At 66.2% G+C, this 24,289-nt stretch carries 22 protein-coding genes; 16 read left to right on the top strand and 6 right to left on the bottom strand.

The annotated features are described in order from the left end of the window. Positions 1-2: 2 nt before the first annotated feature. The gene (locus CFB43_RS07025; protein WP_089494566.1) at positions 3-1,220 is read right to left on the bottom strand and encodes a polyhydroxyalkanoate depolymerase; all 1,218 of its coding nucleotides are present in this window, start codon (positions 1,218-1,220) and stop codon (positions 3-5) included. A 259-nt stretch (positions 1,221-1,479) separates the two neighbouring features. Between CFB43_RS07025 and CFB43_RS07030 the strand changes: the two genes are divergently transcribed. Both CFB43_RS07030 and CFB43_RS07035 read left to right on the top strand, forming a co-directional pair. Further along, a complete protein-coding gene (locus tag CFB43_RS07030) occupies positions 1,480-2,109 on the top strand; it encodes a glutathione S-transferase family protein (protein WP_089494567.1) in 630 nt (209 codons plus the stop codon). A 185-nt stretch (positions 2,110-2,294) separates the two neighbouring features. Then, positions 2,295-2,489, top strand: coding sequence for a hypothetical protein (locus CFB43_RS07035; protein ID WP_069249260.1), 195 nt, complete (start codon positions 2,295-2,297; stop codon positions 2,487-2,489). 109 nt (positions 2,490-2,598) lie between these two features. On the opposite strand, the gene proP is transcribed toward CFB43_RS07035, so the two are convergent. Further along, positions 2,599-4,086, bottom strand: a complete 1,488-nt coding sequence (gene proP, locus CFB43_RS07040; protein ID WP_089495272.1) for a glycine betaine/L-proline transporter ProP — start codon at positions 4,084-4,086, stop codon at positions 2,599-2,601. A 538-nt stretch (positions 4,087-4,624) separates the two neighbouring features. Between proP and CFB43_RS07050 the strand changes: the two genes are divergently transcribed. Beyond that, complete coding sequence (locus CFB43_RS07050; protein ID WP_089494568.1) at positions 4,625-4,957, top strand: YnfA family protein; 333 nt, start codon at positions 4,625-4,627, stop codon at positions 4,955-4,957. Positions 4,958-4,991: 34 nt separating this feature from the next. Here the strand turns inward: CFB43_RS07050 and dnaQ are convergent, their stop codons facing one another. Genes dnaQ through CFB43_RS07065 form a run of 3 tightly spaced genes read right to left on the bottom strand, consistent with a single transcriptional unit; the run spans position 4,992 to position 7,001 of the window. Then, positions 4,992-5,711 carry a DNA polymerase III subunit epsilon gene (dnaQ, locus tag CFB43_RS07055; protein ID WP_089494569.1) on the bottom strand — a complete coding sequence of 240 codons (720 nt, stop codon included), beginning with the start codon at positions 5,709-5,711 and terminating at the stop codon, positions 4,992-4,994. Positions 5,712-5,748: 37 nt separating this feature from the next. Then, positions 5,749-6,192, bottom strand: a complete 444-nt coding sequence (gene rnhA, locus CFB43_RS07060; protein ID WP_039347704.1) for a ribonuclease HI — start codon at positions 6,190-6,192, stop codon at positions 5,749-5,751. Next, positions 6,189-7,001, bottom strand: a complete 813-nt coding sequence (locus tag CFB43_RS07065; RefSeq protein ID WP_089430881.1) for a class I SAM-dependent methyltransferase — start codon at positions 6,999-7,001, stop codon at positions 6,189-6,191. The genes rnhA and CFB43_RS07065 overlap by 4 nt, the downstream gene beginning before the upstream one ends. 18 nt (positions 7,002-7,019) lie before the next feature. Between CFB43_RS07065 and gloB the strand changes: the two genes are divergently transcribed. The 10 genes from gloB (at position 7,020) to CFB43_RS07120 (ending at position 19,792) form a co-directional block, all read left to right on the top strand. Further along, positions 7,020-7,826, top strand: coding sequence for a hydroxyacylglutathione hydrolase (gene gloB, locus CFB43_RS07070; RefSeq protein ID WP_089494570.1), 807 nt, complete (start codon positions 7,020-7,022; stop codon positions 7,824-7,826). 151 nt (positions 7,827-7,977) lie between these two features. Next, complete coding sequence (locus CFB43_RS07075; protein WP_089424996.1) at positions 7,978-9,552, top strand: transglycosylase SLT domain-containing protein; 1,575 nt, start codon at positions 7,978-7,980, stop codon at positions 9,550-9,552. Positions 9,553-9,708: 156 nt separating this feature from the next. Continuing rightward, complete coding sequence (locus tag CFB43_RS07080; protein WP_089494571.1) at positions 9,709-10,926, top strand: MFS transporter; 1,218 nt, start codon at positions 9,709-9,711, stop codon at positions 10,924-10,926. A 365-nt stretch (positions 10,927-11,291) separates the two neighbouring features. Beyond that, positions 11,292-12,437, top strand: a complete 1,146-nt coding sequence (carA, locus tag CFB43_RS07090; protein WP_041492797.1) for a glutamine-hydrolyzing carbamoyl-phosphate synthase small subunit — start codon at positions 11,292-11,294, stop codon at positions 12,435-12,437. Positions 12,438-12,474: 37 nt separating this feature from the next. Next, complete coding sequence (leuE, locus tag CFB43_RS07095) at positions 12,475-13,134, top strand: leucine efflux protein LeuE (RefSeq protein ID WP_089494572.1); 660 nt, start codon at positions 12,475-12,477, stop codon at positions 13,132-13,134. A gap of 39 nt (positions 13,135-13,173) precedes the next feature. Beyond that, entirely contained in the window at positions 13,174-14,343 is a 1,170-nt protein-coding gene (locus CFB43_RS07100) for a toxic anion resistance protein (RefSeq protein WP_179254803.1), read from the top strand. Continuing rightward, positions 14,343-15,404 (top strand): 5-bromo-4-chloroindolyl phosphate hydrolysis family protein, encoded by a 1,062-nt coding sequence (locus tag CFB43_RS07105; protein ID WP_089494574.1) that lies wholly within the window; start codon positions 14,343-14,345, stop codon positions 15,402-15,404. Before CFB43_RS07100 ends, CFB43_RS07105 begins: the two co-directional genes overlap by 1 nt. Positions 15,405-15,469: 65 nt before the next feature. After that, complete coding sequence (carB, locus tag CFB43_RS07110; RefSeq protein ID WP_089494575.1) at positions 15,470-18,724, top strand: carbamoyl-phosphate synthase large subunit; 3,255 nt, start codon at positions 15,470-15,472, stop codon at positions 18,722-18,724. Between the two features lie 118 nt (positions 18,725-18,842). Further along, entirely contained in the window at positions 18,843-19,319 is a 477-nt protein-coding gene (greA, locus tag CFB43_RS07115; protein WP_057927897.1) for a transcription elongation factor GreA, read from the top strand. Between the two features lie 14 nt (positions 19,320-19,333). Further along, complete coding sequence (locus CFB43_RS07120; RefSeq protein ID WP_021163361.1) at positions 19,334-19,792, top strand: DUF4149 domain-containing protein; 459 nt, start codon at positions 19,334-19,336, stop codon at positions 19,790-19,792. 78 nt (positions 19,793-19,870) lie between these two features. On the opposite strand, the gene CFB43_RS07125 is transcribed toward CFB43_RS07120, so the two are convergent. Continuing rightward, positions 19,871-20,398 carry a YhbY family RNA-binding protein gene (locus CFB43_RS07125; RefSeq protein WP_089439703.1) on the bottom strand — a complete coding sequence of 176 codons (528 nt, stop codon included), beginning with the start codon at positions 20,396-20,398 and terminating at the stop codon, positions 19,871-19,873. Between the two features lie 192 nt (positions 20,399-20,590). Between CFB43_RS07125 and CFB43_RS07130 the strand changes: the two genes are divergently transcribed. The 3 genes from CFB43_RS07130 (at position 20,591) to folP (ending at position 24,288) form a co-directional block, all read left to right on the top strand. Further along, positions 20,591-21,253, top strand: a complete 663-nt coding sequence (locus tag CFB43_RS07130) for an RlmE family RNA methyltransferase (protein WP_046545366.1) — start codon at positions 20,591-20,593, stop codon at positions 21,251-21,253. A gap of 166 nt (positions 21,254-21,419) precedes the next feature. Next, positions 21,420-23,318: an ATP-dependent zinc metalloprotease FtsH gene (gene ftsH / locus CFB43_RS07135; RefSeq protein WP_039347669.1), complete on the top strand. Its 1,899-nt coding sequence runs from the start codon at positions 21,420-21,422 to the stop codon at positions 23,316-23,318. A gap of 76 nt (positions 23,319-23,394) precedes the next feature. After that, complete coding sequence (folP, locus tag CFB43_RS07140; RefSeq protein ID WP_441299735.1) at positions 23,395-24,288, top strand: dihydropteroate synthase; 894 nt, start codon at positions 23,395-23,397, stop codon at positions 24,286-24,288. The last annotated feature ends 1 nt before the right edge of the window (position 24,289 follow it).

Below are 24,289 nucleotides of genomic sequence, written 5' to 3' on the forward strand. Positions count from 1 at the left end.
CATCACGTCCGCCGGATGCGGCGCGGGCGAGGGCGGCGGGCTTCGGCCCACGCGAACACGCGCTGCAGCATCGGATGCACGTCCCCGTGCCAGCGCGCCCCCGTGAACAGCCCGTAGTGATCGCAGTCGTCGATGTCGATGCGAAAGCGCTCGTCGTCGGCGAGGCCGCTGCACAGGTCGAGCGCCGCGTGCGTCTGGCCGGCGCCCGTGACCTTGTCGCATGCACCTTCGACGGTCAGCAGGACGAGGCCGCGCAAAGCCGCCGGCTCGACGCGCCGGCCGCCCACGTCCCACGTGCCGAGTGCAAGGCTCATGCGCTGGAACACGATGTCGACCGTATCGAGGAAATACTCGGCCGGCATGTCGAGCAGCGCCGTGTATTCGAGCAGTGCGCGCCGCGCGCCGGCGAGTCCGGTCATGTCGAAGCGCGACGCGGCCAGCGCGTACGCTTCGATCAGCGACAGGAAGCGCTGCGGGTACACGAGCGCGATCTCGCCCTGTTGCAGATAGGTGGGAAACACGTGGCGGCCGTGCCCCGCGAAGCCGGGCGGCACGACGTCGATCAGGTGGCGGCGGCACCAGCCGAGCGAATGCGCGGCAGCGGCGGTGCCGAGCGCACTCGGATTCCGGCGCGCGTCGAGCGGGCCGCCGATCAGCGTGACGCTCGCGGGCGACGGGAGACCGCGCGCCGCCCGCAGCGCGAGCGCGCCGAGCGCCGGCACGGTCGCCTGACACACGGCGACGACATGCAGCGGCCGGTCGTCGTGCCCGAGCCCGTCGACGAAGCCGTCGAGCGTCGCGACATACTCGTCGAGCCCGAAACGGCCCGACGCGAGCGGCACGTCGCGCGCATTGCGCCAGTCGGTCACGCAGACTTCGCCGTCCGCGAGCAGCGTCTCGACGGTTTCCCGCATCATCACGGCCGCATGCCCGGCGAGCGGCGCGCACAGCAGCACCGTGCGCGGCGCGTCGGCCCGCGTGAAGCGCCGCAGGTCGCAGAACGGCGTGCGCGCGACGACGCGCTCGCCGAGCGCCGGCCATCCGATGTCGAAGTGCGGGGGCCCGTCCGGCGGCCCGAGCAGCGGCTCGAACAGGTCGTCGTAGCAGGACGACGCAGCGTGCGGCAGCGTGGCCGCGGGCCAGGCGTCGAACGCATGCCGCGTCGCCGCGCGCCACGCGCGCATCCATTCCCGCTGCTGCTCGACGAGGGCATACCACATGGCGAACCTTGGGGCGGAAGGGGGGTGAACTTGCATTATGGTCACTGTGGCCGGACATCGTGAGTCTCGCGCGCGGCGGGTTGATGTGCATCAGGCGCACGGGCGCGAAGGCCGGCCGAGCACGTTCTGCTATTTCGGCAAACGCGGTCGCGGCGCCGGCCCCCGCTCGTTGCGGGCGGCAATGGGCCCTAGCCCTAGGCGATGCCGCGCGACGCTGCTACAGTCGTCGCTCCCATTCCCCTGAAGCGGAGCGTTCGCGATGAAGCTGATCGGCATGCTGGATTCCCCGTTCGTGCGTCGGGTCGCCATTTCGGCGAAACTGCTCGACCTCCCGTTCGAACACGAGTCGATCTCGGTGTTCCGTCATTTCGAGCAGTTCAGGGCGACCAACCCGGTCGTCAAGGCGCCGACGCTCGTGACCGACGACGGCGCGACGCTGCTCGATTCGTCATTGATCGTCGACTATCTCGATCGCCTGGTCGCGCCCGAGCGGCGCTTGCTGCCCGATACCGCCGATGCACGGCTGCGCGCGCTCGTGCCGGTCGGTTTCGCGCTGGCGGCCGCCGAGAAGACCGTGCAGGTCGTCTACGAGCAGGCGCTGCGGCCGGCCGACAAGCAGCATGCGCCGTGGCTCGAGCGCGTGCTGAGCCAGATCGAGGGCGCATACGGCGCACTTGAGCCGCTCGTCGCGGCCGCGAACGGCTGGTTCGGCGGCGCGCGCCTGCTGCAGTCCGACGTGACGGTCGCGGTCGCATGGCGCTTCACGCAGTTCATGGCGGCCGACTACCCGGTGCTCGCGCGGATCGATCCGGCCCGTTATCCGGCACTGGCCGCGCATTCGGCGCGGGCGGAAGCGCTGCCGGCGTTCGTCGAAACACCGCTCGTCTAGGCGTCGCGGCGGCTTGCGGCGGGGCCCCGCGCCGCGGCCCGTCGCCCGCTCAGCCTTGTCAGGCAAGGCGCTGTCGATTGTTCTCGGCGGCTGACAAGTGACTTCGCATTCGCGCTGTTTATCCGGACGCGGCCGGTCCCTAGAATCCACTCCATCGAATGACGCCTTGCCTGATGGAGCCGCAGATGAAAGCCCTGATCGAATCGAGCCTGTACCACCCGTCCCTCGTGTTGCCGCTTGCCGCGCTGACGCAGTTGATGGTCGAGCGCGATTTCAATCTGGGTCAGGTCGGGCTGATCGTCGCGGCGCGCGGTGCGCAGGCCGCCGTGTCGCGCTCGCGTGCGCTGATTTTCTGCCGCCACTGCGAAGCGCAGGCGTGAGCGCGCTGGCGTCGAATGGATGAAAAAAAGCCCGGCCGGCGCAAGCCGGTCGGGCGGATCGGGTTCGATCGGGCCCCGGCTTCGGCCGGGGCTTTTTCATGGGCGACGCTCAGGCGCGTGCCGGCGACCCGACACTGTAGATATCCGCTTCGTCGTCCTCGCGCATCTGGCGCACGAGCTGATGGGCTTCGCGACGCGACGCGACGGCCGGCGGCGAGCCCTTGAGCGGCTGGCGCGCGGTTTCGGCCAGCGCGACGACCGACACGATGCCGATCACGGCGGCGCCCATCATGTAGTACGCGGGCATCATCAGGTTGTGCGTGACGTCGACCAGCCAGGCGGTCACGAGCGGCGTCGTGCCGCCGAACAGCGACACCGACACGTTGAAGCCGATCGCGAGCGCGCCGTAGCGGATCTCGGTCGGGAACAGCGCCGGCAGCGCCGACGGCATCACGCCGGTAAAGCACGACAGCAGCACGCCGAGGATCAGCAGCCCGCCGAACACCGACGCCGTGGTGCCTGCATGGATCAGCATCATCGCCGGGATCGACAGCGCGAGCAGGCCGACGCAGCCGGCGAGCATCACGGGCTTGCGGCCGACCTTGTCCGACAGGCGGCCGGCGGCGAGCGTGAGCGGCATCATCAGCACCATCACGATCAGCACGAGCACGAGGCTGTGCGATTCGTCGAAGTGCAGCGTCGACGACATGAAGCTCGGCAGGTACGACAGCACCATGTAGTCGGTCACGTTGAAGATCAGCACGAGGCCGACGCACAGCAGCAGGGCACGCCAGTTGCGCATCAGCGTTTCGCGGAAGCGCGCCTTCGGCACGGCCTTGTCCTGCGCTTCGCGCTCTTCGGCCTGGCGCTTGAACGCGGGCGTTTCCTCGAGCCGCATCCGGATGTAGAGACCGATCAGGCCGAGCGGGCCGGCGATCAGGAACGGCACGCGCCAGCCCCACGACAGCAGCGCTTCCTGCGACAGCGACGCGGTGAGCAGCGCGACGACGCCCGCGCCCATCACGTAACCGATCAGCGTGCCGAACTCGAGGAAGCTGCCCATGAAGCCGCGGCGCTTGTCGGTGGAGAATTCGGCGATGAAGGTGGCGGCGCCGCCGTACTCGCCGCCGGTCGAGAAGCCCTGCACGAGGCGGGCGACGAGCAGGAGCACCGGCGCCATGATGCCGATCGACGCGTAGCTGGGGATCAGGCCGATCGCGAAGGTGCCGACGGCCATCATGATCATCGTGGCGGCGAGCACGCGCTGGCGGCCGATGCGGTCGCCGAGCGGGCCGAACACCATGCCGCCGAGCGGGCGCACGAGGAACGCGGCCGCGAACGTGCCGAAGGTCGCGAGCAGCTGCGCGGACGGGCTGCTGGACGGGAAGAACACCTTGCCGAGCGTGACGGCGATGTAGCTGTAGACGCCGAAGTCGAACCATTCCATTGCGTTGCCGATGGCCATGGCGCTGACGGCGCGCTTGAGGAGGCTCTGGTCGACGACGGTGATGTCGTCCGCGACGAGCGGGGCTTCGCCGGACGACGAAGCGGTGGAAGAAGCAGCGGTCGGGCTGACGTGTGTTGCGGTCAAGGTCATGCACTCCTTTGACTGCGCCGAACGGGCGGGCCGTCCGACACGGTTTGCCGGCGAGCGCGGTGTCGGATGCGGCGCGTCGGGGCAGACCTTTAAGCACTTACTGCATTGCGGGCGGTAAAGGGCCGTAAGGGGCTGCTTCGACGCGGGCCCGATGGGCCGTCGCGACAGTGCGCTCATGAAGAATGGGCCGCGTGATGCTGGCGGCAGATGCCGGTGCGGACGGTGTCCGGCGTTCCGGCAAGCGCCCCGGAGGGGCAACGAAACGAGAAAAGCGGGCCTGTCGGGCGGGCTTTTCTGTGTGTGCAATTTCGGTCGAAGCGCCGGCCCGCAACGCGCGGACGGACTTCTTTCGAAATCGAATAGACAGAGATTGAATGTTGAAACAGGCGACATGATAGCACGATGACGGATGATCGTGCAAATTGCCGGGAAACGCCCGGCTGGCGGGGCGTCCGGCGGGGGTGGCTCGGGTATGATCGGCGGCGCACGGCGGGGCCGTGCGGTCCCGGGTGACGGGGCCGAATTCACGAGGAACCGGATGACCGAACTGATGAGGATCGCGGCGCTGTTTGCCGCCACCGCGCTGGCCGAAATCGTCGGCTGTTACCTGCCGTGGCTCGTGCTGAAGGAGGGCCGGCCGGTGTGGCTGCTGGTGCCGGCCGTGCTGTCGCTCGCGCTGTTCGCGTGGCTGCTGACGCTGCACCCGAGTGCGGCGGGGCGCACCTATGCCGCGTACGGCGGCGTGTATATCGCGGTGGCGCTGGTCTGGCTGCGGGTGGTCGACGGTGTTGCGCTGACCCGCTGGGACGTGGCCGGCGCGGTGCTCGCGCTCGGCGGAATGGCGGTCATCGCGCTGCAGCCGCGCGCGTGAGCGCGGCGGCGGCGCGTGCCGCCGGCCGCCTGCTTCAAGCCGCTTCGGCGGACGTGCGCCACACGCAGGTGCCCTTGACCGACTTGTCGAGTTCGTCGAGCTGCGCCTGATGCGCGGCGAGTTCGTCGTCGCTCGCGGTCACCACGGCCAGGTCGAGCGCGGCGAGCGACACGCGCTGGCCGTTGCCCGCGCCGCCGTCGGCGCCCGCGTCGTCGAGCATGTCGATCACGAGGCTGTCCTGGCCGCGTGTCATCGCCAGATACACTTCGGCGAGCAGCTCCGAGTCGAGCAGTGCGCCGTGCAGCGTACGGTGCGCGTTGCTGATGCCGAAGCGGTCGCACAGCGCGTCGAGCGAGTTGCGCTTGCCCGGGAACATCTGCTTGGCCTGCACCAGCGTGTCGATCACGCCGCCGCAATGCTCGGTGAACGGCGGCAGGCCGAGCCGCGCGAATTCCGCATCGAGGAAGCCAAGGTCGAACGGCGCGTTGTGGATGATCAGCTCGGCATCCTTCACGAAGTCGAGGATCTGGTGGGCGACTTCCGCGAATTTCGGCTTGTCGCTCAAGAATTCGGTCGTGAGCCCGTGCACCGCCAGTGCGCCCGGATCGCTGTCGCGCTCGGGGTTCACGTAAAAGTGCAGGTTGTTGCCGGTGAGCCGCCGGTTCAGCAGCTCGACGCAGCCGATTTCGATGAGGCGGTCGCCCGTGCGGGCGTTCAGGCCGGTGGTTTCGGTATCGAGAATGATCTGGCGCATGTCGGGAAATACGTAGGAAACAGGGGGCGGCCCGTGTTCAGGCCGTGAGCGATTCGACGCCGCGATTCGCGAGTGCGTCCGCGCGCTCGTTTTCGGGATGACCCGCGTGGCCCTTGACCCAGCGCCACTCGACCTCGTGCTGCGCGACGAGCGCGTCGAGCCGCTTCCACAGGTCGGCGTTCTTCACGGGCGTCTTCGCCGCGGTGACCCAGCCTTTCTTCTTCCAGCCGTGGATCCACTCGCTGATGCCTTTCTGCACGTATTGCGAGTCGGTGTGCACGATCACCTGGCACGGCCGCTTCAGCGCTTCGAGCGCGGCGATCACGCCCATCAGCTCCATGCGGTTGTTGGTCGTGTTGGGCTCGCCGCCGAACAGCTCCTTCTCCTTGTCGCCGTAGCGCATCAGTGCGCCCCAGCCGCCGGGGCCAGGGTTGCCCTTGCAGGCGCCGTCGGTATAGATGTCGATGGTATCGGTAGTCATGAATGTTCTTGATGGGTGGTCGGGGAGGCCGCCGGCGTCAGGCCCGGTGCGAGCACGGGCTTCTTCATCCGGATCTGGCCGACGAGGCGCATGCCGCGCACGCGCTTGACGGCCGTCACCATGTAGACGGCGCCGAAGATCGGCCACCAGCGGTCGCCGGCGGCCTCCATGAAGCCGTAGCGGGCCAGCCACTTGTCGGTGACGAGCGGCGGCCGGTAGCAGCCGAAGCGGCCGCGTTCGAGGTCGAAGCCGAGCAGCTTGATCCAGTCCTTGAGCCGGATGAACGCGATCTGGTCGCGCGTGGCCGGCACGAACGGGCGGTTCGCCATGCGCCCGAACGATTGCCGCATGCCCCACAGGCTGAGCGAATTGAAGCCGGTGATCACGAGCTGGCCTTCCGGCATCAGCACGCGCTCGGCCTCGCGCAGCAGCCGGTGCGGATCGGACGTGAATTCGAGCGTGTGCGGCATCACGATCAGGTCGACGCTCTGCGACTCGAACGGCAGGTCGAGCAGGTCGCACCACGTCGTGCTGCGGCCGTCGGGCGCGTGCTCGGGCGCATGCGCTTCGCGCGCCCACGGATACTGGTACGGCGCGCTCGCGCCGCTCGCCGGATCGAGCACGAGGCCGCGATACGGCATGCGGTTCTCGCGCAGCGCGTCGAGCTGCGGCAGGCCGAGCTGCAGCGCGTGGAACCCGAAGACGTCGGACACGATCCGGTCGAGCTGCGCCTGCTCCCAGCCCAGCACGTAGCGGCCGGGCGGTGAGTCGGTCCAGGCGGGCCAGTCTATAATTTGACGGTCAGACATAACGATGATTGCGCGCCCATGAACGAGCTGGAATACGTGCCGGTTCCGGCATTCGATGACAACTATATCTGGCTCGTCTCGGACGGCCGCGATGCGATCGCCGTCGATCCGGGTGAAGCCGCGCCGGTGCGCCGGGTTCTAGCCGAACGAGGCTGGCGGTTGACCGCTATTTTACTCACGCACCACCACGCCGACCACGTTGGCGGTGTCGCGGCCCTGCGCGATAGCCAACCGGACGATGTTCCGCTCGTCGTTTACGGCCCCGCGGCCGAGGCGATCGGGGTGGTCACGCGGCCGCTTTCGGGCAGCGCGCGCGTGACGCTCGACGCGCCGGCCGCCGCGTTCGACGTGCTCGACGTGCCCGGCCATACGCGCGGCCACATCGCCTATTTCCAGGCGGCCGGGCAGCGCAACGCGGCGCCGCACGTGTTCTGCGGCGACACGCTGTTCTCGTGCGGTTGCGGGCGCCTGTTCGAGGGTACGCCCGCGCAGATGCTCGCGTCGCTCGACGCGCTCGCGGCGTTGCCGGGCGACACCCACGTGCATTGCGCACACGAATACACACTGTCCAACATCCGCTTCGCGCTCGCGTGCGAACCCGGCAATGCGGCGCTCGCCACGTGGCGCGACGACGCACAGGCGCTGCGCGCGCGCGGCGTGCCGACACTGCCCACTACGATCGCGCACGAGCGTGCCGTTAACCCGTTCATGCGGGCGGACAGCGAGGCGATCCGCGCGACGCTCGAAGCGGAACTGCATGAAACGGTGCCGGATCGTCTGACGGCGTTCACGCTGATGCGCGAGTGGAAAAACCGGTTCCGATGATGATTTCCGGAGGAATCCAAAGCTCAAGCGGTGTCTGTAAAAATTGCTCCAAATGTAGGATTTCGCTGAGTTTTCGGTGTTTTTATTGACGTGAAGCACGCACTTCCGTAGTATCGCCTGCAATTTCCAGCCGTCGGAAGCAGAGATTTTCATGCGACTTATATTGAGTGCGATGGTGGTTCTGCTGCTCGCCGCTTGTGCGAGCCAGGCCCCTGTCGCCAACAACGCCGCCGATTCGCAGGCGACGTCCACCTACCTCCGTAAATCCGCCACCGCCAAAGAAACTGTCGACGTCGACAAGCAATCCGTCGGCGATCTGACCAGCGCGGACTCCGATCTCTGGGGTCGCATCCGCCGCGGTTTCCAGATGCCCGACCTGCAGACCGACCTCGTCGACATGCAGACCACGTGGTACACGCAGCGCCCGGACTACGTGCAACGCATGACCGAGCGTTCGCAGAAGTACCTGTACCACATCGTCGAGGAACTCGAGGCACGCCACATGCCGACCGAGCTCGCGCTGCTGCCGTTCATCGAGTCCGCGTACAACCCGCAGGCGCTGTCGGTCGCGAAGGCGGCCGGCATGTGGCAGTTCATGCCCGGCACGGGCCGCACGTACAACCTGAAGCGCAACATGTGGCAGGACGAGCGCCGCGACGTGCTCGCGTCGACCAGCGCCGCGCTCGACTACCTGTCGCGCCTGCATGACATGTTCGGCGACTGGTATCTCGCGCTGGCCGCGTACAACTGGGGCGAGGGCAACGTGCAGCGCGCGATCGCCCGCAACCAGGCGGCCGGCCTGCCGACCGACTACCTGAACCTGCGGATGCCGAACGAGACGCGCAACTACGTGCCGAAGCTGCAGGCGGTGAAGAACATCATCGCGAACCCGCAGCAGTACGGCCTTGCGCTGCCGGACATCCCGAACCACCCGTATTTCGTGACGGTCACGACGTCGCGCGACATCGACGTGGCGGTGGCCGCGAAGCTCGCGAACCTGTCGCTCGACGAATTCCGCTCGCTGAACCCGTCGTTCTCGAAGCCGGTGATCCTCGGCGCGACCGAGCCGCAGATCCTGCTGCCGTTCGACAACGCGTCGGCATTCGAGAAGAACCTGAAGGCGTACAACGGCCAGCTGTCGTCGTGGACCACCTATACGGTCAGCGAGCGGGCACGGCCGGCCGCGATCGCCGAGAAGATCGGCGTGGACGCCGATACGCTGATGTCGATCAACAAGATTCCGGCCGGCATGCGCCTGAAGCCGGGCTCGACAATCGTCGTGCCGCGCGGCGATGACGACGACGAGGACATCAGCGCCGACGTCGCCGAAAACGGCGCGCTCGCGATGGAACCCGACGTACCCGACACGCGCAAGATGCTGATCCGCGTGCGCCGCAAGCAGTCGATGGCGGCGCTCGCCGGCCGCTACGGCGTGTCGGTCGGCCAGCTCAAGGCGTGGAACCGTACGCACCGCGATCTCGTGATGCCGGGCCAGGCGCTCGTGCTGCACGTGCCGGTCGGCCGTTCGGTGCCGGCGGAACCCGGCCCGGAGCGGATCGCGACGTCGGCCGGCGGGGCGCACATCGAGCGCGCGAGCCTGGCGGTGGGCGGCAAGTCGCACGGCGCGAAGCGCGGCGCGGCGAAGCCGGCGGCCAAATCGGCGAAGGCGGCCCCCGCGAAAGCGGCACCGGCCAAGGCCGCCGCGCACAAGGGCAAGAAGAAGTAACGCAGTCGCGCGCGCATCGTGCGGCCGGCCCGGTTCGCGCGGTTGCGGTATCATCCGATGAAACGCAAGAAACGCCGTCACCGAGGTGACGGCGTTTTTGTTTGTGCGCGGCGCGGGGGCGCTGCTTCGAAGGTCTTCATATAACAAGGGGAAGAGATGTCGTCGGTGCAGCTGAGGGTGCTCGCGCTGTTTTCGGTCGGGTATTTCGTGTCGTACGTGTTTCGCGGTGTCAATCTCGGCTTCGCGCCGTTCGTCACGCACGAGCTCGGGTTGTCGGCCGCCGATCTCGGCCTGCTCACCAGTCTCTATTTCCTCGGCTTCGCGGGCGCGCAGATCCCGGCGGGCGTGATGCTCGACCACTTCGGCCCGCGCCGCGTGACGGCCGGCATGCTGCTGTTCGCGGCCGCCGGCGCGGCCGTGTTCGGCGCCGCGCACGGTCTCGGCACGATGATGGTCGGCCGGCTGCTGATCGGCGTTGGCGTCTCGGTGTGTCTCGGCGCGGCGTTCAAGGCGCTCGCGCAGCATTTCCCGGTCGGCCGGCTGCCGCTCGTCAACGGCCTCGTGATGGCCGTGGGCGGCCTTGGCGGCGTGATGGTCGGCTCGCCGCTGACCTGGCTGCTCGGCTGGACGAGTTGGCGCGCGATCTGTTTCGGCCTCGCGGTACTGACGGTGATCGTCGCGGCGTCGATCGGGCTGGGCGCACCGGAAGCACAGCAGGTGCGCCACCAGGGCGGGATCGTCAGCCAGTTCAAGGGCACGTGGCATATCCTGAGCAGCCGCGCGTTCTGGAAGATCTCGTCGTTCTCCGTCGTCACGCAGGGCGTGTTCTACGCGATGCAGTCGCTGTGGGTCGGGCCGTACCTGCGCGACGTCGCGGGGTTCGATGCAGCGCATGCCGCGCGCCTCGTGTCGGTGCTCGGTTTCGCGATGATGGCCGGCTGCGTCGGCTTCGGCGCCGCGGCGCGGGTGCTCGAGCGGCGCGGCGTGTCCGTGTACGCATTCTGCGGCGTCGGCATGGCGCTGTTCGTCGCGACGCAGGCCGCGATCGTCGCGCGCGTGTCGTTGCCGCCGGCCGTGCTGTGGGCTGCATACGGAATGTTCGGCGGCGTCGGCATCCTGACCTACGCGGTGATGGCCGGGCATTTTCCCGCTCACCTGATCGGCCGCGCGAACACGACGCTCACGCTCGTGATTTTCCTGCTGATCTTTGCGTTCCAGATCGGGGTCGGCGCGGTGCTGTCGCACTGGCCGGCGGTCGACGGCCGCTACCCGGCCGCCGCGCATTTCACCGCATGGGGCGTGTTGCTCGCGCTGCAGCTCGCGAGCGCGGTCTGGTACGTCTGGCCCGCGCGCGGCGCTGGTCAAGCGCACTGATCCGGCGGTACGCTGGCAGGTAGGGCGGCCGCGTAAACGGGGCCGCAGCGCGTTGCGCCGCGTCGCCGGACGCGGCGCGCGCACGATCGGACGGCCATATCAATTGAAGATAGGGCTATTTTCAGGCTATAATTTGAAAGTTTGTGCTGATCAACCTCGCACCCTAGCGCCTACCTCATTCATCCCGTTCATCCGCCGCACGCCGCCTGCCGGGCGATGCCGCGAAGCCTCGTGCGCCACGCGCCGGGTTCGCGTCTCGACAACGCAGGTCGCGTCCAGCAAGCGACCACGCGCGCCCACGCAGCGCGGCGCTCGCGCGGCAGGGTAAACAGGTCGGCAGCAGGGTGTTCCCCAAGGAGCCTCCCGTGTTGCCGTCTTTTACTCCCGCCTTGCTTGCACTCGCCGACGGCACGGTCTTTCGTGGTTATTCGATCGGGGCCGAAGGCCACACGATCGGCGAAGTCGTGTTCAATACCGCGATCACCGGCTATCAGGAAATCCTGACTGACCCGAGCTACTCGCGCCAGATCGTCACGCTCACCTATCCGCATATCGGCAACGTCGGCGTCAACGCCGAAGACGTCGAAGCCACGAAAGTCCATGCCGCCGGCCTGATCATCCGTGATCTGCCGTCGCTCGCCTCCAACTTCCGCATGGACCGCACGCTCGGTGATTACCTGCGCGACGAAGGCGTCGTCGCGATCGCCGGCATCGACACCCGCAAGCTGACCCGTATCCTGCGCGACAAGGGCGCGCAGAACGGCTGCATCCTGACGGGCTCGGACGACGAAGCGAAGGCGATCGAGCTCGCGCGCTCGTTCCCGGGTCTCGCGGGCATGGATCTCGCGAAGGTCGTGTCGACCACGAAGCCGTTCGAGTGGAAGCAGACCGAATGGCGCCTCGAAGGCGGCTACGGCATGCAGGAGGCGCCGAAGTACCGCGTCGTCGCGTACGATTTCGGCGTCAAGTACAACATCCTGCGCATGCTCGCGGAGCGCGGCTGCCACGTGACGGTGCTGCCGGCACAGGCGAGCGCGGAAGATGCGCTCGCGCTGAATCCGGACGGCGTGTTCCTGTCGAACGGCCCCGGCGATCCGGAACCGTGCGACTACGCGATCGCGGCCACGAAGCAGTTCATCGAGCGCGGCGTGCCGACCTTCGGCATCTGCCTGGGTCACCAGATCATGGGTCTCGCGGTCGGCGCGAAGACGCTGAAGATGAAGACGGGCCACCACGGCGCGAACCACCCGGTGAAGGATCTCGGCGACGGTCGCGTGGTGATCACGTCGCAGAACCACGGCTTCGCGGTCGATGCGGATTCGCTGCCGGCCAACGCGCGCGTGACGCACGTGTCGCTGTTCGACGGCACGCTGCAGGGCTTCGAGCTGACCGACAAGCCGGCCTTCTGCTTCCAGGGCCACCCGGAAGCGTCGCCCGGCCCGCACGACATCGGCTATCTGTTCGACCGTTTCACCGCGCTGATGGACGCGGCGAAGCAGCGCAACGCCTGACGTCAACGACGCAACCGAAGAACGGGAGATTCGCATCATGTTCGGCCACGCACTCGGCATCACGGATATCTGGACCTACGTGTTCGGCGTGATCTTCATCATCCTGCTGCCGGGGCCGAACTCGATGTACGTGCTGTCGCTCGCGGCGCAGCGCGGCGTGAAGGCCGGCTATCGCGCGGCGTGCGGGGTGTTCGTCGGCGACACGGTGCTGATGGTGTTGTCCGCCGCCGGCGTCGCGTCGCTGCTGAAGGCGAACCCGCTGCTGTTCTCCGTCGTCAAGTACGGCGGCGCCGCGTATCTGCTCTACATCGGCACCGGCATGCTGCGCAGCGCGTGGCAGAAGCTGCGCGCGCCGGCGAATGCGCCGGTCGCGGCGGCGCCCGCGGTCGATGGCGAGCGGCCGTTCCGCAAGGCGCTGATCGTGAGCCTGCTGAATCCGAAGGCGATCCTGTTCTTCATCTCGTTCTTCATCCAGTTCGTCGACCCGGCATTCCCGCATCCCGCGCTGTCGTTCGTCGTGCTCGGGGCGATCGCGCAATGCGCGAGCTTCCTGTACCTGAGCACGCTGATCTTCGCGGGTGCGCGGCTTGCCGAGCACTTCCGCCGCCGCCGCAAGCTTGCAGCAGGCGCGGCGAGCAGCGTGGGCGGCCTGTTCATCGGATTTTCGGTGAAGCTCGCGCTCGCCACGATGAGCTGAGCGAGTCACCCGACGAGCGAACGCCTGCGCGTTTGCAGGTTGGGTGTCGGACCAATAAAAAGAATCGACCAATCATCCGGGGAAACCATTTTGACTGACACGCCAGGAAGCAATTCATTGAGCGAGAGCACTGCATCGATCGATTTGACGGCCGCATCCGCGGCTGCCGCACCGCGGAACGAGGCGGACGGGGCGGTCGCGCGCATTCGGACGTCGATCGACATCGAGTCGTCCACAGCCGTGCTGTCCTTCGGCGACGACGCGATGCGCGAGCTCAGCGCGTATTCGGATCGCATCCTGGCAGACGTGAAAGGCAAGGATGTAGGCGAAGCGGGGGCGCTCCTGTCGAATCTGCAGGACCAGATCCGTTCACTGGATCCGGAGTCGTTGCAGAAGCAGGGTTTCGTTTCGCGTATGCTCGGCACCGCGCAGCGGGCAGTCGAGCGTTTCGTGCGCCGCTACGAGGATGTGTCGGCCCAGATCAACGAGGTGGCGCTGCGGCTCGAGATATGGCGCGAGGCGATGCGTCGCGACATCGCGATGCTGGACGACCTGCACGCGAACGGCGTCCAGTATGTGAAGAACCTGGACACCTACATCACGGCGGGCGAGCAGTACGTCGCCGAATTCCGGCAAAGCCGTATGCCGGAACTGCAGGCCGCGATGAGCGGCTTGTCGGACGATGAGCGCGCGCTCCAGCAGGAGAAGGTGCAGGATCTCGCACGCAACATCGATCGGCTCGAGCGCAAGGTGCATGACCTGAAGCTCGCGCGAATGGTCGGGTTGCAGCGCCTGCCGCAGATCCGCATCGTGCAGAACGGCGATGCCCTGCTGGTGGACAAGATCCATACGGCGATTCATACCGCGATTCCCGCATGGAAGGCGCAGTTCATCACCGCGCTTGCGCTTGAGCGGCAGAAGCAGGCGTACGAGACGCAACAGGCCGTGGTCGACATGACCAATGAATTGCTGCGCAAGAATGCCGAGCAACTGCACCGCAGCGCTACGTCGATCGAGCAGGCAAGCCAGCGTAGCGTCATCGATATCGAATCGGTGCGTCATGCGAATGAATTGCTGCTGCGCACGGTCGGTGACGTGATGGAAATCCAGGCGGAAGGCCGGAAGAACCGCGCAGCGGTCGAGGTCGAATTGAAGAAGCTCGAATCGGATCTGCGGACGTCGTTGGCGCGTCAGGCGGCGGGGGCGTAATGCTGCGCTGGGGCGGACGTCTTCAATTGCCCAAGGTGCGGCCGAAAGGCGGCACCCGGCTTTTTGTCCGTGCGCTGTGGATGAGCTTGTGGCACGGATTCGTGGCTTACGGTTCCGCGTTCGCGGGAACGGCGGTCGGGGTCGGCGCGGCGTCGCTGGTCGCCGCAGTCGGTCTGGTGGACAAGTTGCAGGAATTCGACAAGCACGCCCGCTTCGTGGATTTTGGGCCGTGGGTGATCGCGGTGATGATTGCGGGTGCAGGCATGTCGCTCTTCCTGATGGGAGCGGTGATGGGGTTGGCGTTTCGCCACCTGTACCTGGTGCCGCGCATCCATCTTGGCATCGGGCTTCTGACCGCTTTTGCCTATTTTCTGCCGACGGTCTGGCTGAGCGTAGGATGGATCGTGTTGCCGGCTGCGCTGCTCGTCTGGTGGGGGCTGCGCGCGCTGGAAACCCCGGACTCCGCGCGGATCGAGTGGTTGTTGCACAAGTATTACCGCGGGTTCCCGGAACTGCAGGACTGGATTCGGGAATACGTCCTGACCGCGTGGATGTCGTCGTCTCGACCGGCGCCGCAGCCGTTGCAGCAAGCCGAGCTTTCGTCCGTGGCTGGTACGGCGGCGAACCGGCACGGACTGGCGTCAAGCCTCCTCGACGAACAAATGGCCGAGATGAGCCGGATGTACGAGCAACTGAAGGGCAGTGTGATCGAGGACGAATGGAGCGCGCTGATCGGGACCAGCCAGCGTATCCATCGAATGGTGGGCACCGATGCCGAGCGGTACAGCCTGTTGAACCACTTTCTCGCGTCGCAATTGCCCAACGCGATCAGGCTTGGTTGGTTTTTCATCAAGGCTGACGGATTGACGGAATCGAACCCGTCCCGAGCGGAACACATGCGTGAAATCGAGGCGGGTCTCAAGGGGCTGCTCGGGCAGTTCGAGAAGGTGCAGAACCAGATGGCGGAGAGTGATCTGGAGGGACTCCAGGCGCTACTTCGCGTCCTGAATGAAGATTTGAAGCAGGCAGAGCAGCGGGAGGCCAGCGCGCCTTCCCTGTGAAGTCGGCGGCCGGCGAACCGGTCGCGACATGCAGCATTAACGTTTATTTATTGATTGACAGAGCCATGCCAAAACGCACAGACATCAAGAGCATCCTCATCATCGGCGCCGGCCCGATCATCATCGGCCAGGCGTGCGAGTTCGACTATTCGGGCGCGCAGGCTTGCAAGGCGTTGCGTGAGGAGGGCTACAAGGTCGTTCTCGTCAACAGCAACCCGGCGACGATCATGACCGACCCGAACACGGCCGACGTGACCTACATCGAGCCGATCACGTGGGAAGTCGTCGCGCGCATCATCGAGAAGGAGCGCCCTGACGCGATCCTGCCGACGATGGGCGGCCAGACCGCGCTGAACTGCGCGCTCGACCTGCACCACCACGGCGTGCTCGAGAAGTTCGGCGTCGAGCTGATCGGCGCGTCGCCGGAAGCGATCGACAAGGCCGAAGACCGCCAGAAGTTCAAGGAAGCGATGACCAAGATCGGTCTCGGTTCCGCGAAGTCGGGCATCGCGCACTCGATGGAGGAAGCCACCCAGGTGCACGCCGAGATCATGGCGCTCACCGGCGGCAGCGGCTACCCGGTCGTGATCCGTCCGTCGTTCACGCTCGGCGGCTCGGGCGGCGGCATTGCCTACAACCGCGAAGAGTTCGAAGAGATCTGCAAGCGCGGCCTGGACCTCTCGCCCACGCGCGAGCTGCTGATCGAAGAATCGCTGCTCGGCTGGAAGGAATACGAGATGGAAGTCGTGCGCGACCGCGCCGACAACTGCATCATCGTCTGCTCGATCGAGAACCTCGACCCGATGGGCGTGCACACCGGCGACTCGATCACGGTCGCGCCGGCGCAGACGCTCACCGACAAGGAATACCAGATCCTGCGTAACGCATCGCTCGCGGTGCTGCGCGAGATCGGCGTCGACACGGGCGGCTCGAACGTGCAGTTCTCGATCAACCCGAAGGACGGCCGCATGGTCGTCATCGAGATGAACCCGCGCGTGTCGCGTTCGTCGGCGCTCGCGTCGAAGGCAACGGGCTTCCCGATCGCGAAGGTCGCGGCGAAGCTGGCGGTCGGCTACACGCTCGACGAGCTGAAGAACGAAATCACCGGCGGCCAGACCCCGGCGTCGTTCGAGCCGACGATCGACTACGTCGTCACGAAGATCCCGCGCTTCGCGTTCGAGAAATTCCGCGAAGCCGACTCGCGCCTGACCACGCAGATGAAGTCGGTCGGCGAAGTGATGGCGATCGGCCGTACGTTCCAGGAATCGTTCCAGAAGGCGCTGCGCGGTCTCGAAGTGGGCGTCGACGGTCTCGACGAGAAGTCGACCAACCGCGACGAGATCGCGATCGAGATCCACGAGCCGGGCCCGGACCGCATCTGGTACGTCGGCGATGCGTTCCGGATCGGCATGACGGCCCAGGAAATCTTCGCGGAAACCGCGATCGACCCGTGGTTCCTCGAGCAGATCGAGCAGATCATCCTGAAGGAAAAGGCGCTCGGCGGCCGCACGCTGGCATCGCTGTCGTTCGACGAACTGCGCTACCTGAAGCAGAGCGGCTTCTCCGACCGCCGCCTCGCGAAGCTGCTTGGCGCGAGCCCGGAAGACGTCCGCAAGCGCCGCGTCGAACTCAACGTGCGCCCGGTCTACAAGCGCGTCGACACCTGCGCGGCCGAGTTCGCGACGAAAACCGCATACATGTACTCGACCTATGAGGAAGAGTGCGAGGCGCAGCCGACCACCAACAAGAAGATCATGGTGCTGGGCGGCGGCCCGAACCGGATCGGCCAGGGCATCGAGTTCGACTACTGCTGCGTGCACGCGGCCCTCGCGATGCGCGAGGACGGTTACGAAACGATCATGGTCAACTGCAACCCGGAAACGGTGTCGACCGACTATGACACGTCCGACCGCCTGTACTTCGAGCCGCTGACGCTGGAAGACGTGCTCGAGATCGTCGACAAGGAAAAGCCGGTTGGCGTGATCGTCCAGTACGGCGGCCAGACGCCGCTGAAGCTCGCGCTCGACCTCGAGGCGCACGGTGTGCCGATCGTCGGCACGTCGCCGGACATGATCGACGCAGCCGAAGACCGCGAACGCTTCCAGAAGCTGCTGCAGGACCTCGGCCTGCGCCAGCCGCCGAACCGCACCGCACGCGCCGAAGACGAAGCGCTCGCGCTCGCGGAAGAGATCGGCTACCCGCTGGTCGTGCGCCCGTCGTACGTGCTGGGCGGCCGCGCGATGGAAATCGTCCACGAGCCGCGCGACCTCGAGCGCTACATGCGCGAGGCCGTGAAGGTGTCGAATGATTCGCCGGTGCTGCTCGACCGCTTCCTGAACGACGCGATCGAGTGCGACGTCGACTGCATCTGCGACGGTGAAGCCGTGTTCATCGGCGGCGTGATGGAGCACATCGAGCAGGCGGGTGTCCACTCGGGCGACTCGGCATGCTCGCTGCCGCCGTACTCGCTGTCGAAGGAAACCGTGGCCGAGCTGAAGCGCCAGACGGGCGCGATGGCGAAGGCGCTGAACGTGGTCGGCCTGATGAACGTGCAGTTCGCGATCCAGCAGGTGCCGCAGGCGGACGGTTCGAAGCAGGACATCATCTACGTGCTGGAAGTGAACCCGCGCGCCTCGCGCACAGTGCCGTACGTGTCGAAGGCGACCAGCCTGCCGCTCGCGAAGATCGCGGCGCGTGCGATGGTCGGCCAGAAGCTCGCGCAGCAGGGCGTGACGAAGGAAGTCGAGCCGCCGTACTTCAGCGTGAAGGAAGCGGTGTTCCCGTTCGTCAAGTTCCCGACCGTCGATCCGGTCCTCGGGCCTGAAATGCGTTCGACCGGCGAAGTGATGGGTGTCGGCCAGACGTTCGGCGAAGCGCTGTTCAAGTCGCAGCTCGCGGCCGGCTCGCGCCTGCCGGAATCGGGCACGGTGCTGCTGACCGTGATGGACGCCGACAAGCCGAAGGCGGTCGAAGTCGCGCGCATGCTGCACGACCTCGGCTACCCGATCGTCGCGACCAAGGGCACGGCTGCCGCGATCGAAGCGGCCGGCGTGCCGGTGAAGGTCGTGAACAAGGTGAAGGACGGCCGTCCGCACATCGTCGACATGATCAAGAACGGCGAGATCGCACTGGTGTTCACGACGGTCGACGAAACGCGCCAGGCGATCGCCGATTCGCGTTCGATCCGCATGAGCGCGCAGGCGCACAAGGTCACGTACTACACGACGATGTCGGGCGCGCGCGCGGCGGTTGAAGGCTTGCGCTACCTGAAGGATCTGGAAGTCTATGATTTACAAGGTCTTCACGCTCGCCTAAACTAAGCAGTCAGTTACCTGTCGAAGCAACACGTGCCGCGATTAGGCGGTGTTTCCAGTGCATCGGAAACGCGCTTAATCGCGGTGATTTTTTTTAAAGCCGTTTTTAGCGATTGAGCCGTTTATGAGCACCATTCCGTTGACAAAGCGTGGCGCGGAACTCCTGCGCGATGAATTGCAGCGCCTCAAGTCCGTCGAGCGGCCGGCCGTGATCAACGCGATCGCGGAGGCCCGCGCACAGGGCGACCTGTCCGAAAACGCCGAATACGATGCCGCGAAGGAAAAGCAGGGCTTCATCGAGGGTCGTATCGCGGAACTCGAATCGAAGCTGTCGGCCGCGCAAGTCATCGATCCCACCGTGCTCGATGCCGAAGGCCGCGTGGTTTTCGCATCGACCGTCGAACTCGAGGATCTCGAGTCGGGCGACACCGTCAAGTACCAGATCGTCGGTGACGACGAAGCCGATATCGACCACGGCCTGATCTCGGTCAGCTCGCCGATCGCGCGCGCACTGATCGGCAAGTCCGAAGGCGACGTCGCGGCCGTGCAGGCGCCGAGCGGCGTGCGCGAGTACGAAATCATCTCGGTCAGCTACATCTGAAGCGGGGCGACGTGATGCCGCATCGCGTGTTCCGTCTGCTGTCGGCCGTGTGGGTCGGCAGCCTGCTGACGATCGGGTATGCGGTCGCGCCCGTGCTGTTCAAGACGCTGGAGCGGATGACGGCCGGTTCGGTCGCCGCCCAGCTGTTCCGTATCGAGGCGATCCTCGGTGTCGTGTGCGGCGTGCTGCTGCTCGCGTTGTCGAACCAGCAGGTGCGGCGCGGCAGCAGCGAATATCGCCGCGTGCGCTGGGTCGTCGCCGCGATGGTCGTGTGCGTGCTGGTCGGGTATTTCGCGCTGCAGCCGTTCATGAATGCGCTGCGGGTGGCCGCGATGGACGCGGGCACCGATATCGCGAACTCGCCGTATGCGAGCCGCTTCGGGATGCTGCACGGCGTCTCGAGCGTGTTCTACCTCGTCGAGAGCGTGCTGGGGCTGATGCTGATCTGGCGTCTGCCGGCGCGCGACGCCTGACGCGAATGCCGCGCGGGCCCGGTCGAGGCCGGGCCCGCGGGCAGGGTGGCTGCACGGCGAGCCGTGCAGCCTCGATGCTTACTTGTCCTGGAACGGACGCTTCGTGCTGGCCTGGCGCTTCTTGGCGCGCTTCACGTTACCGCCTGCCGTCACGCGCTCGTTGCCGCGCACCGTGACCTTGACCGGCCGCGGGCGACGCACGGGGCTCGCGTTCGGCGATACCTTGACGACCTTGACGGTGCGCGGTGCACGGCCTTTCTTGTCGTCGACGGCTTCGGCCGCGCTGGGCACGGTGCCGGCACGACGGCCGCGAGCCGGAGCCGCTGCGGCGGCTTCGGGCTTCCAGATCACCAGCAGCTTGCCGATGTGCTGGATCGGCGCCGCGCTCAGGCGGTCGCAGATCTCGTCGTAGATCGCGATGCGTTCGTCGCGCTCGTCGCCGAACACGCGGATCTTGATCAGCTGGTGCGCGTCGAGGTGCACCTTGATTTCCTTCAGCACGGCGTCGGTGAGCCCTTCGGCGCCGATCAGCACGACGGGCTTGAGCGCATGGGCCTGGGAGCGCAGCGCGGAGCGCTCGGCGGGAGAAAGCGAAAGGGCGGGCATGGAAATGTCGAAATCTAAATAAGGGCGCGCTGACTGAATAGCGATCGCGGGAAGTTACCGCGTCAGCCGTGCGCCGAAACCACGTAAAATCGCGGCTTGGGCCTGAAAAGGGGCCGCAGCCGCGCGAAGAAGACGCGTATTATCCGCTAAAAGCGCGGCTTCACGAAGCAATAGCAGCAATCTCTCTCTCGAATGGCAAAAAACCGCTTCAACCAGCACTGGCTGCACGACCACATCAACGACCCCTACGTCAAAATGGCGCAGCGGGAGGGCTATCGCGCGCGCGCCGCGTACAAGCTGAAGGAAATCGACGAGCAGGACAAGCTGATCCGTCCGGGCCAGGTGATCGTCGACCTCGGCGCGACGCCGGGCAGCTGGAGCCAGTATGCCCGCAACAAGCTCGCGCAGGGCAAGAAGCGTGACGCGGAACGCGAAGGCGGCATCGACGGCACGATCGTGGCGCTCGACATCCTGCCGATGGAGCCGATCGCCGACGTCCACTTCCTGCAGGGCGACTTCCGGGAGGACGAAGTCCTTCATCAGCTCGAAGAAGTGCTCGAAGGGCGCGCGGTGGACCTTGTTATTTCCGACATGGCCCCCAACCTCTCTGGCGTGGCCTCGGCAGACGCGGCGCGCATCGAGCATCTGTGCGATCTGGCGCTCGAATTTGCGCAGAATCATCTGAAGCCGGATGGTGCGCTGCTCGTGAAATGCTTTCACGGCAGCGGCTACAGCCAGATCGTCGAGAAATTCAAACAGCAGTTTAAGACCGTCGCGCCGCGCAAGCCGAAGGCGTCCCGCGACAAATCGTCCGAAACGTTCATTTTGGGTCGGCATCTGAAACGTCCGCGCTGACGCGCAGCGAGGTGCCGCAAACGGGCTCCGGCCCTTGCCAGACAAGCGAAGCGCTATCGCGGCGGTTGTCAATGCTTATGGCGAGGGTGGTCGGACTGGATTAGAATGACCGAGGGGCGCCGCAAGGAAAATGTAGGCGCTCGTCTACGAGTGAAGGAGTGGTGCTTTGAACAACAATATGTTTTCGAAGGCAGCGGTGTGGCTGGTGATCGCACTGGTGCTGTTTACGGTGTTCAAGCAGTTCGACAAGCCCCGCGTCCAGGAAGGCGTGTCCTATTCGCAGTTCATGGACGACGCCAAGAACGGCAAGGTCAAGAACGTCATCGTTCAGGGGCGCAACCTCACCGTCACTCCGGCTGATGGCCAGAAATACCAGATCGTGTCGCCCGGCGACATCTGGATGGTTGGCGATCTGATGAAGTACGGCGTGCAGGTCAGCGGCAAGGCCGACGACGAGCCGAACGCGCTGATGTCCGCGCTGTACTACCTCGGGCCGACGATCCTGATCATCGTGTTCTGGTTCTACATGATGAGGCAGATGCAGGGGGGCGGCAAAGGCGGCGCATTCTCGTTCGGGAAATCGCGCGCGCGGCTGATCGACGAGAACAACAATGCGGTGAACTTCTCCGACGTCGCGGGCTGCGACGAAGCGAAGGAAGAAGTGTCCGAGCTCGTCGACTTCCTGCGTGATCCGCAGAAATTCCAGAAGCTGGGCGGCCGCATTCCGCGCGGCGTGCTGCTGGTCGGCCCTCCCGGTACCGGCAAGACGCTGCTGGCCCGCGCGATCGCGGGTGAAGCGAAGGTGCCGTTCTTCAGCATCTCGGGTTCGGACTTCGTCGAAATGTTCGTCGGTGTCGGCGCGGCGCGTGTGCGCGACATGTTCGAGCAGGCGAAGAAGCATGCACCGTGTATCGTGTTCATCGACGAAATCGACGCGGTCGGCCGTCATCGCGGCGCCGGCATGGGCGGCGGTAACGACGAGCGCGAGCAGACGCTGAACCAGATGCTCGTCGAGATGGACGGCTTCGAGGCGAACTCGGGCGTGATCGTGATCGCCGCCACCAACCGTTCCGACGTGCTCGACAAGGCGCTGCTGCGTCCGGGCCGTTTCGACCGCCAGGTCTACGTCGGTCTGCCGGATATCCGCGGCCGCGAACAGATCATGCGCGTGCACCTGCGCAAGGTGCCGATCGCGAACGACGTCGATGCGGCGGTCATCGCACGCGGCACGCCGGGTTTCTCGGGTGCCGATCTCGCGAACCTCGTGAACGAGGCGGCGCTGTTCGCCGCACGTCGCGGCAAGCGCATCGTCGAGATGCAGGATTTCGAAGACGCGAAGGACAAGATCTTCATGGGTCCGGAGCGCAAGTCGGCCGTGATCCGCGAAGAAGCGAAGCGTGCGACCGCTTATCACGAGTCGGGCCACGCGGTGATCGCGAAGCTGCTGCCGAAGGCGGACCCCGTGCACAAGGTCACGATCATCCCGCGCGGTCGCGCACTGGGTGTCACGTGGCAGTTGCCGGAGCATGACAACGAAACGTACTCGAAGGACTACCTGATGGACCGCCTTGCGATCCTGTTCGGTGGCCGGGTGGCGGAAGAGCTGTTCATGAACCTGGTCAGCACCGGCGCATCGGACGACTTCAACAAGGCAACGCAGACGGCGCGTGCGATGGTGGCTCGTTTCGGCATGACCGACGCGCTCGGGCCGATGGTCTACGTCGACGACGAGAACGATGCATCGCCGTTCGGCCGCGGCTTCACGCGCACGATCTCGGAAGCGACGCAGCAGAAGGTCGATTCGGAAATCCGCCGTGTGCTCGACGAACAGTACGGCCTTGCGCGCCGCCTGCTCGAAGAGAACCGCGACAAGGTCGAAGCGATGACCGCCGCGCTGATGGAGTGGGAGACGATCGATGCCGATCAGATCAACGACATCATGGAAGGCCGTCCGCCGCGCTCCCCGAAGAGCTCGCCGGCTGTCGGCGGCGATTCGTCGGGTGGTGGCAGCAGCGCCGAGGTGAAGCCTGCCAACGCGCCGGCGCCTGCTTCGCCGGCGGCATAATCTCCGCTTTAGCGCCGTTCACGGGCTGGTGTGGCTTCACACCGGCCCGTTTTGCATTCATTCACGCCAGTTGCTCGTGTCCGATTCCGCTGTTTCCCCATTCATTCCCGCGCCGCTCCGGTGCGGCCGCTTCGAACTGACGTTCGAACGCCCGCTCGTGATGGGCATCCTCAACGCCACGCCCGATTCGTTCTCCGACGGCGGCCGCTTCCTCGCGCGCGACGATGCGCTGCGCCAGGCCGAGCGGATGATTGCCGAAGGCGTCGACCTTCTCGATATCGGCGGCGAATCGACGCGTCCCGGCGCGCCGCCCGTGCCGCTCGACGAGGAACTCGCACGCGTGATCCCGCTCGTCGAAGCGCTGCGGCCGCTGAACGTGCCGCTGTCGATCGATACCTACAAGCCGGCCGTGATGCGTGCCGCGCTGGCCGCCGGCGCCGACCTGATCAACGATATCTGGGGGTTCCGCCAGCCGGGCGCGATCGACGCGGTGCGCGACGGCAACTGCGGGCTGTGCGCGATGCACATGCTGGGTGAGCCACAGACGATGCAGGTCGGCGAACCCGATTACGGCGACGTCGTGACCGACGTGCGCGATTTTCTCGCCGAGCGCGCGCAGGCGCTGCGCGATGCGGGGATTGCGTCGGAGCGGATCTGCGTCGATCCCGGTTTCGGATTCGGCAAGGCGGTCGTCGACGACAACTATGCGTTGCTGGCCGCGTTGCCGGACACGGCACCCTTGCGGCCCGACGGCCGTGCGTATCCGATACTCGCGGGCATGTCGCGCAAGTCGATGCTCGGCGCGGTGATCGGCGGCAAGCCGCCGATGGAGCGCGTCGCGGCGAGCGTGGCGGCCGCGGTGTGCGCGGTCGAGCGTGGGGCGGCGATCGTGCGCGTGCACGACGTCGCGGCAACGGTCGACGCGCTGAAGATCTTGAATGCCGTGCGCGAAGCCGCGCGGCAACGATAAA

This window comes from Burkholderia sp. AU15512 (genome assembly GCF_002223325.1).
In the GTDB taxonomy this organism is placed as follows: Bacteria; Pseudomonadota; Gammaproteobacteria; order Burkholderiales; family Burkholderiaceae; genus Burkholderia.

What these genes read in the sequence shown, in the direction of transcription:
- CFB43_RS07130 (WP_046545366.1), top strand. Translation starts at nt 20,591, where the DNA reads ATGGCAAAAAACCGCTTCAACCAGCACTGGCTGCACGACCACATCAAC.
- greA (WP_057927897.1), top strand. Translation starts at nt 18,843, where the DNA reads ATGAGCACCATTCCGTTGACAAAGCGTGGCGCGGAACTCCTGCGCGAT.
- CFB43_RS07065 (WP_089430881.1), bottom strand. Translation starts at nt 7,001, where the DNA reads ATGTCTGACCGTCAAATTATAGACTGGCCCGCCTGGACCGACTCACCG.
- CFB43_RS07050 (WP_089494568.1), top strand. Translation starts at nt 4,625, where the DNA reads ATGACCGAACTGATGAGGATCGCGGCGCTGTTTGCCGCCACCGCGCTG.
- leuE (WP_089494572.1), top strand. Translation starts at nt 12,475, where the DNA reads ATGTTCGGCCACGCACTCGGCATCACGGATATCTGGACCTACGTGTTC.
- rnhA (WP_039347704.1), bottom strand. Translation starts at nt 6,192, where the DNA reads ATGACTACCGATACCATCGACATCTATACCGACGGCGCCTGCAAGGGC.
- CFB43_RS07025 (WP_089494566.1), bottom strand. Translation starts at nt 1,220, where the DNA reads ATGTGGTATGCCCTCGTCGAGCAGCAGCGGGAATGGATGCGCGCGTGG.
- CFB43_RS07080 (WP_089494571.1), top strand. Translation starts at nt 9,709, where the DNA reads ATGTCGTCGGTGCAGCTGAGGGTGCTCGCGCTGTTTTCGGTCGGGTAT.
- gloB (WP_089494570.1), top strand. Translation starts at nt 7,020, where the DNA reads ATGAACGAGCTGGAATACGTGCCGGTTCCGGCATTCGATGACAACTAT.
- dnaQ (WP_089494569.1), bottom strand. Translation starts at nt 5,711, where the DNA reads ATGCGCCAGATCATTCTCGATACCGAAACCACCGGCCTGAACGCCCGC.
- CFB43_RS07105 (WP_089494574.1), top strand. Translation starts at nt 14,343, where the DNA reads ATGCTGCGCTGGGGCGGACGTCTTCAATTGCCCAAGGTGCGGCCGAAA.
- CFB43_RS07030 (WP_089494567.1), top strand. Translation starts at nt 1,480, where the DNA reads ATGAAGCTGATCGGCATGCTGGATTCCCCGTTCGTGCGTCGGGTCGCC.
- proP (WP_089495272.1), bottom strand. Translation starts at nt 4,086, where the DNA reads ATGACCTTGACCGCAACACACGTCAGCCCGACCGCTGCTTCTTCCACC.
- CFB43_RS07125 (WP_089439703.1), bottom strand. Translation starts at nt 20,398, where the DNA reads ATGCCCGCCCTTTCGCTTTCTCCCGCCGAGCGCTCCGCGCTGCGCTCC.
- CFB43_RS07075 (WP_089424996.1), top strand. Translation starts at nt 7,978, where the DNA reads ATGCGACTTATATTGAGTGCGATGGTGGTTCTGCTGCTCGCCGCTTGT.
- carB (WP_089494575.1), top strand. Translation starts at nt 15,470, where the DNA reads ATGCCAAAACGCACAGACATCAAGAGCATCCTCATCATCGGCGCCGGC.
- CFB43_RS07120 (WP_021163361.1), top strand. Translation starts at nt 19,334, where the DNA reads ATGCCGCATCGCGTGTTCCGTCTGCTGTCGGCCGTGTGGGTCGGCAGC.
- CFB43_RS07035 (WP_069249260.1), top strand. Translation starts at nt 2,295, where the DNA reads ATGAAAGCCCTGATCGAATCGAGCCTGTACCACCCGTCCCTCGTGTTG.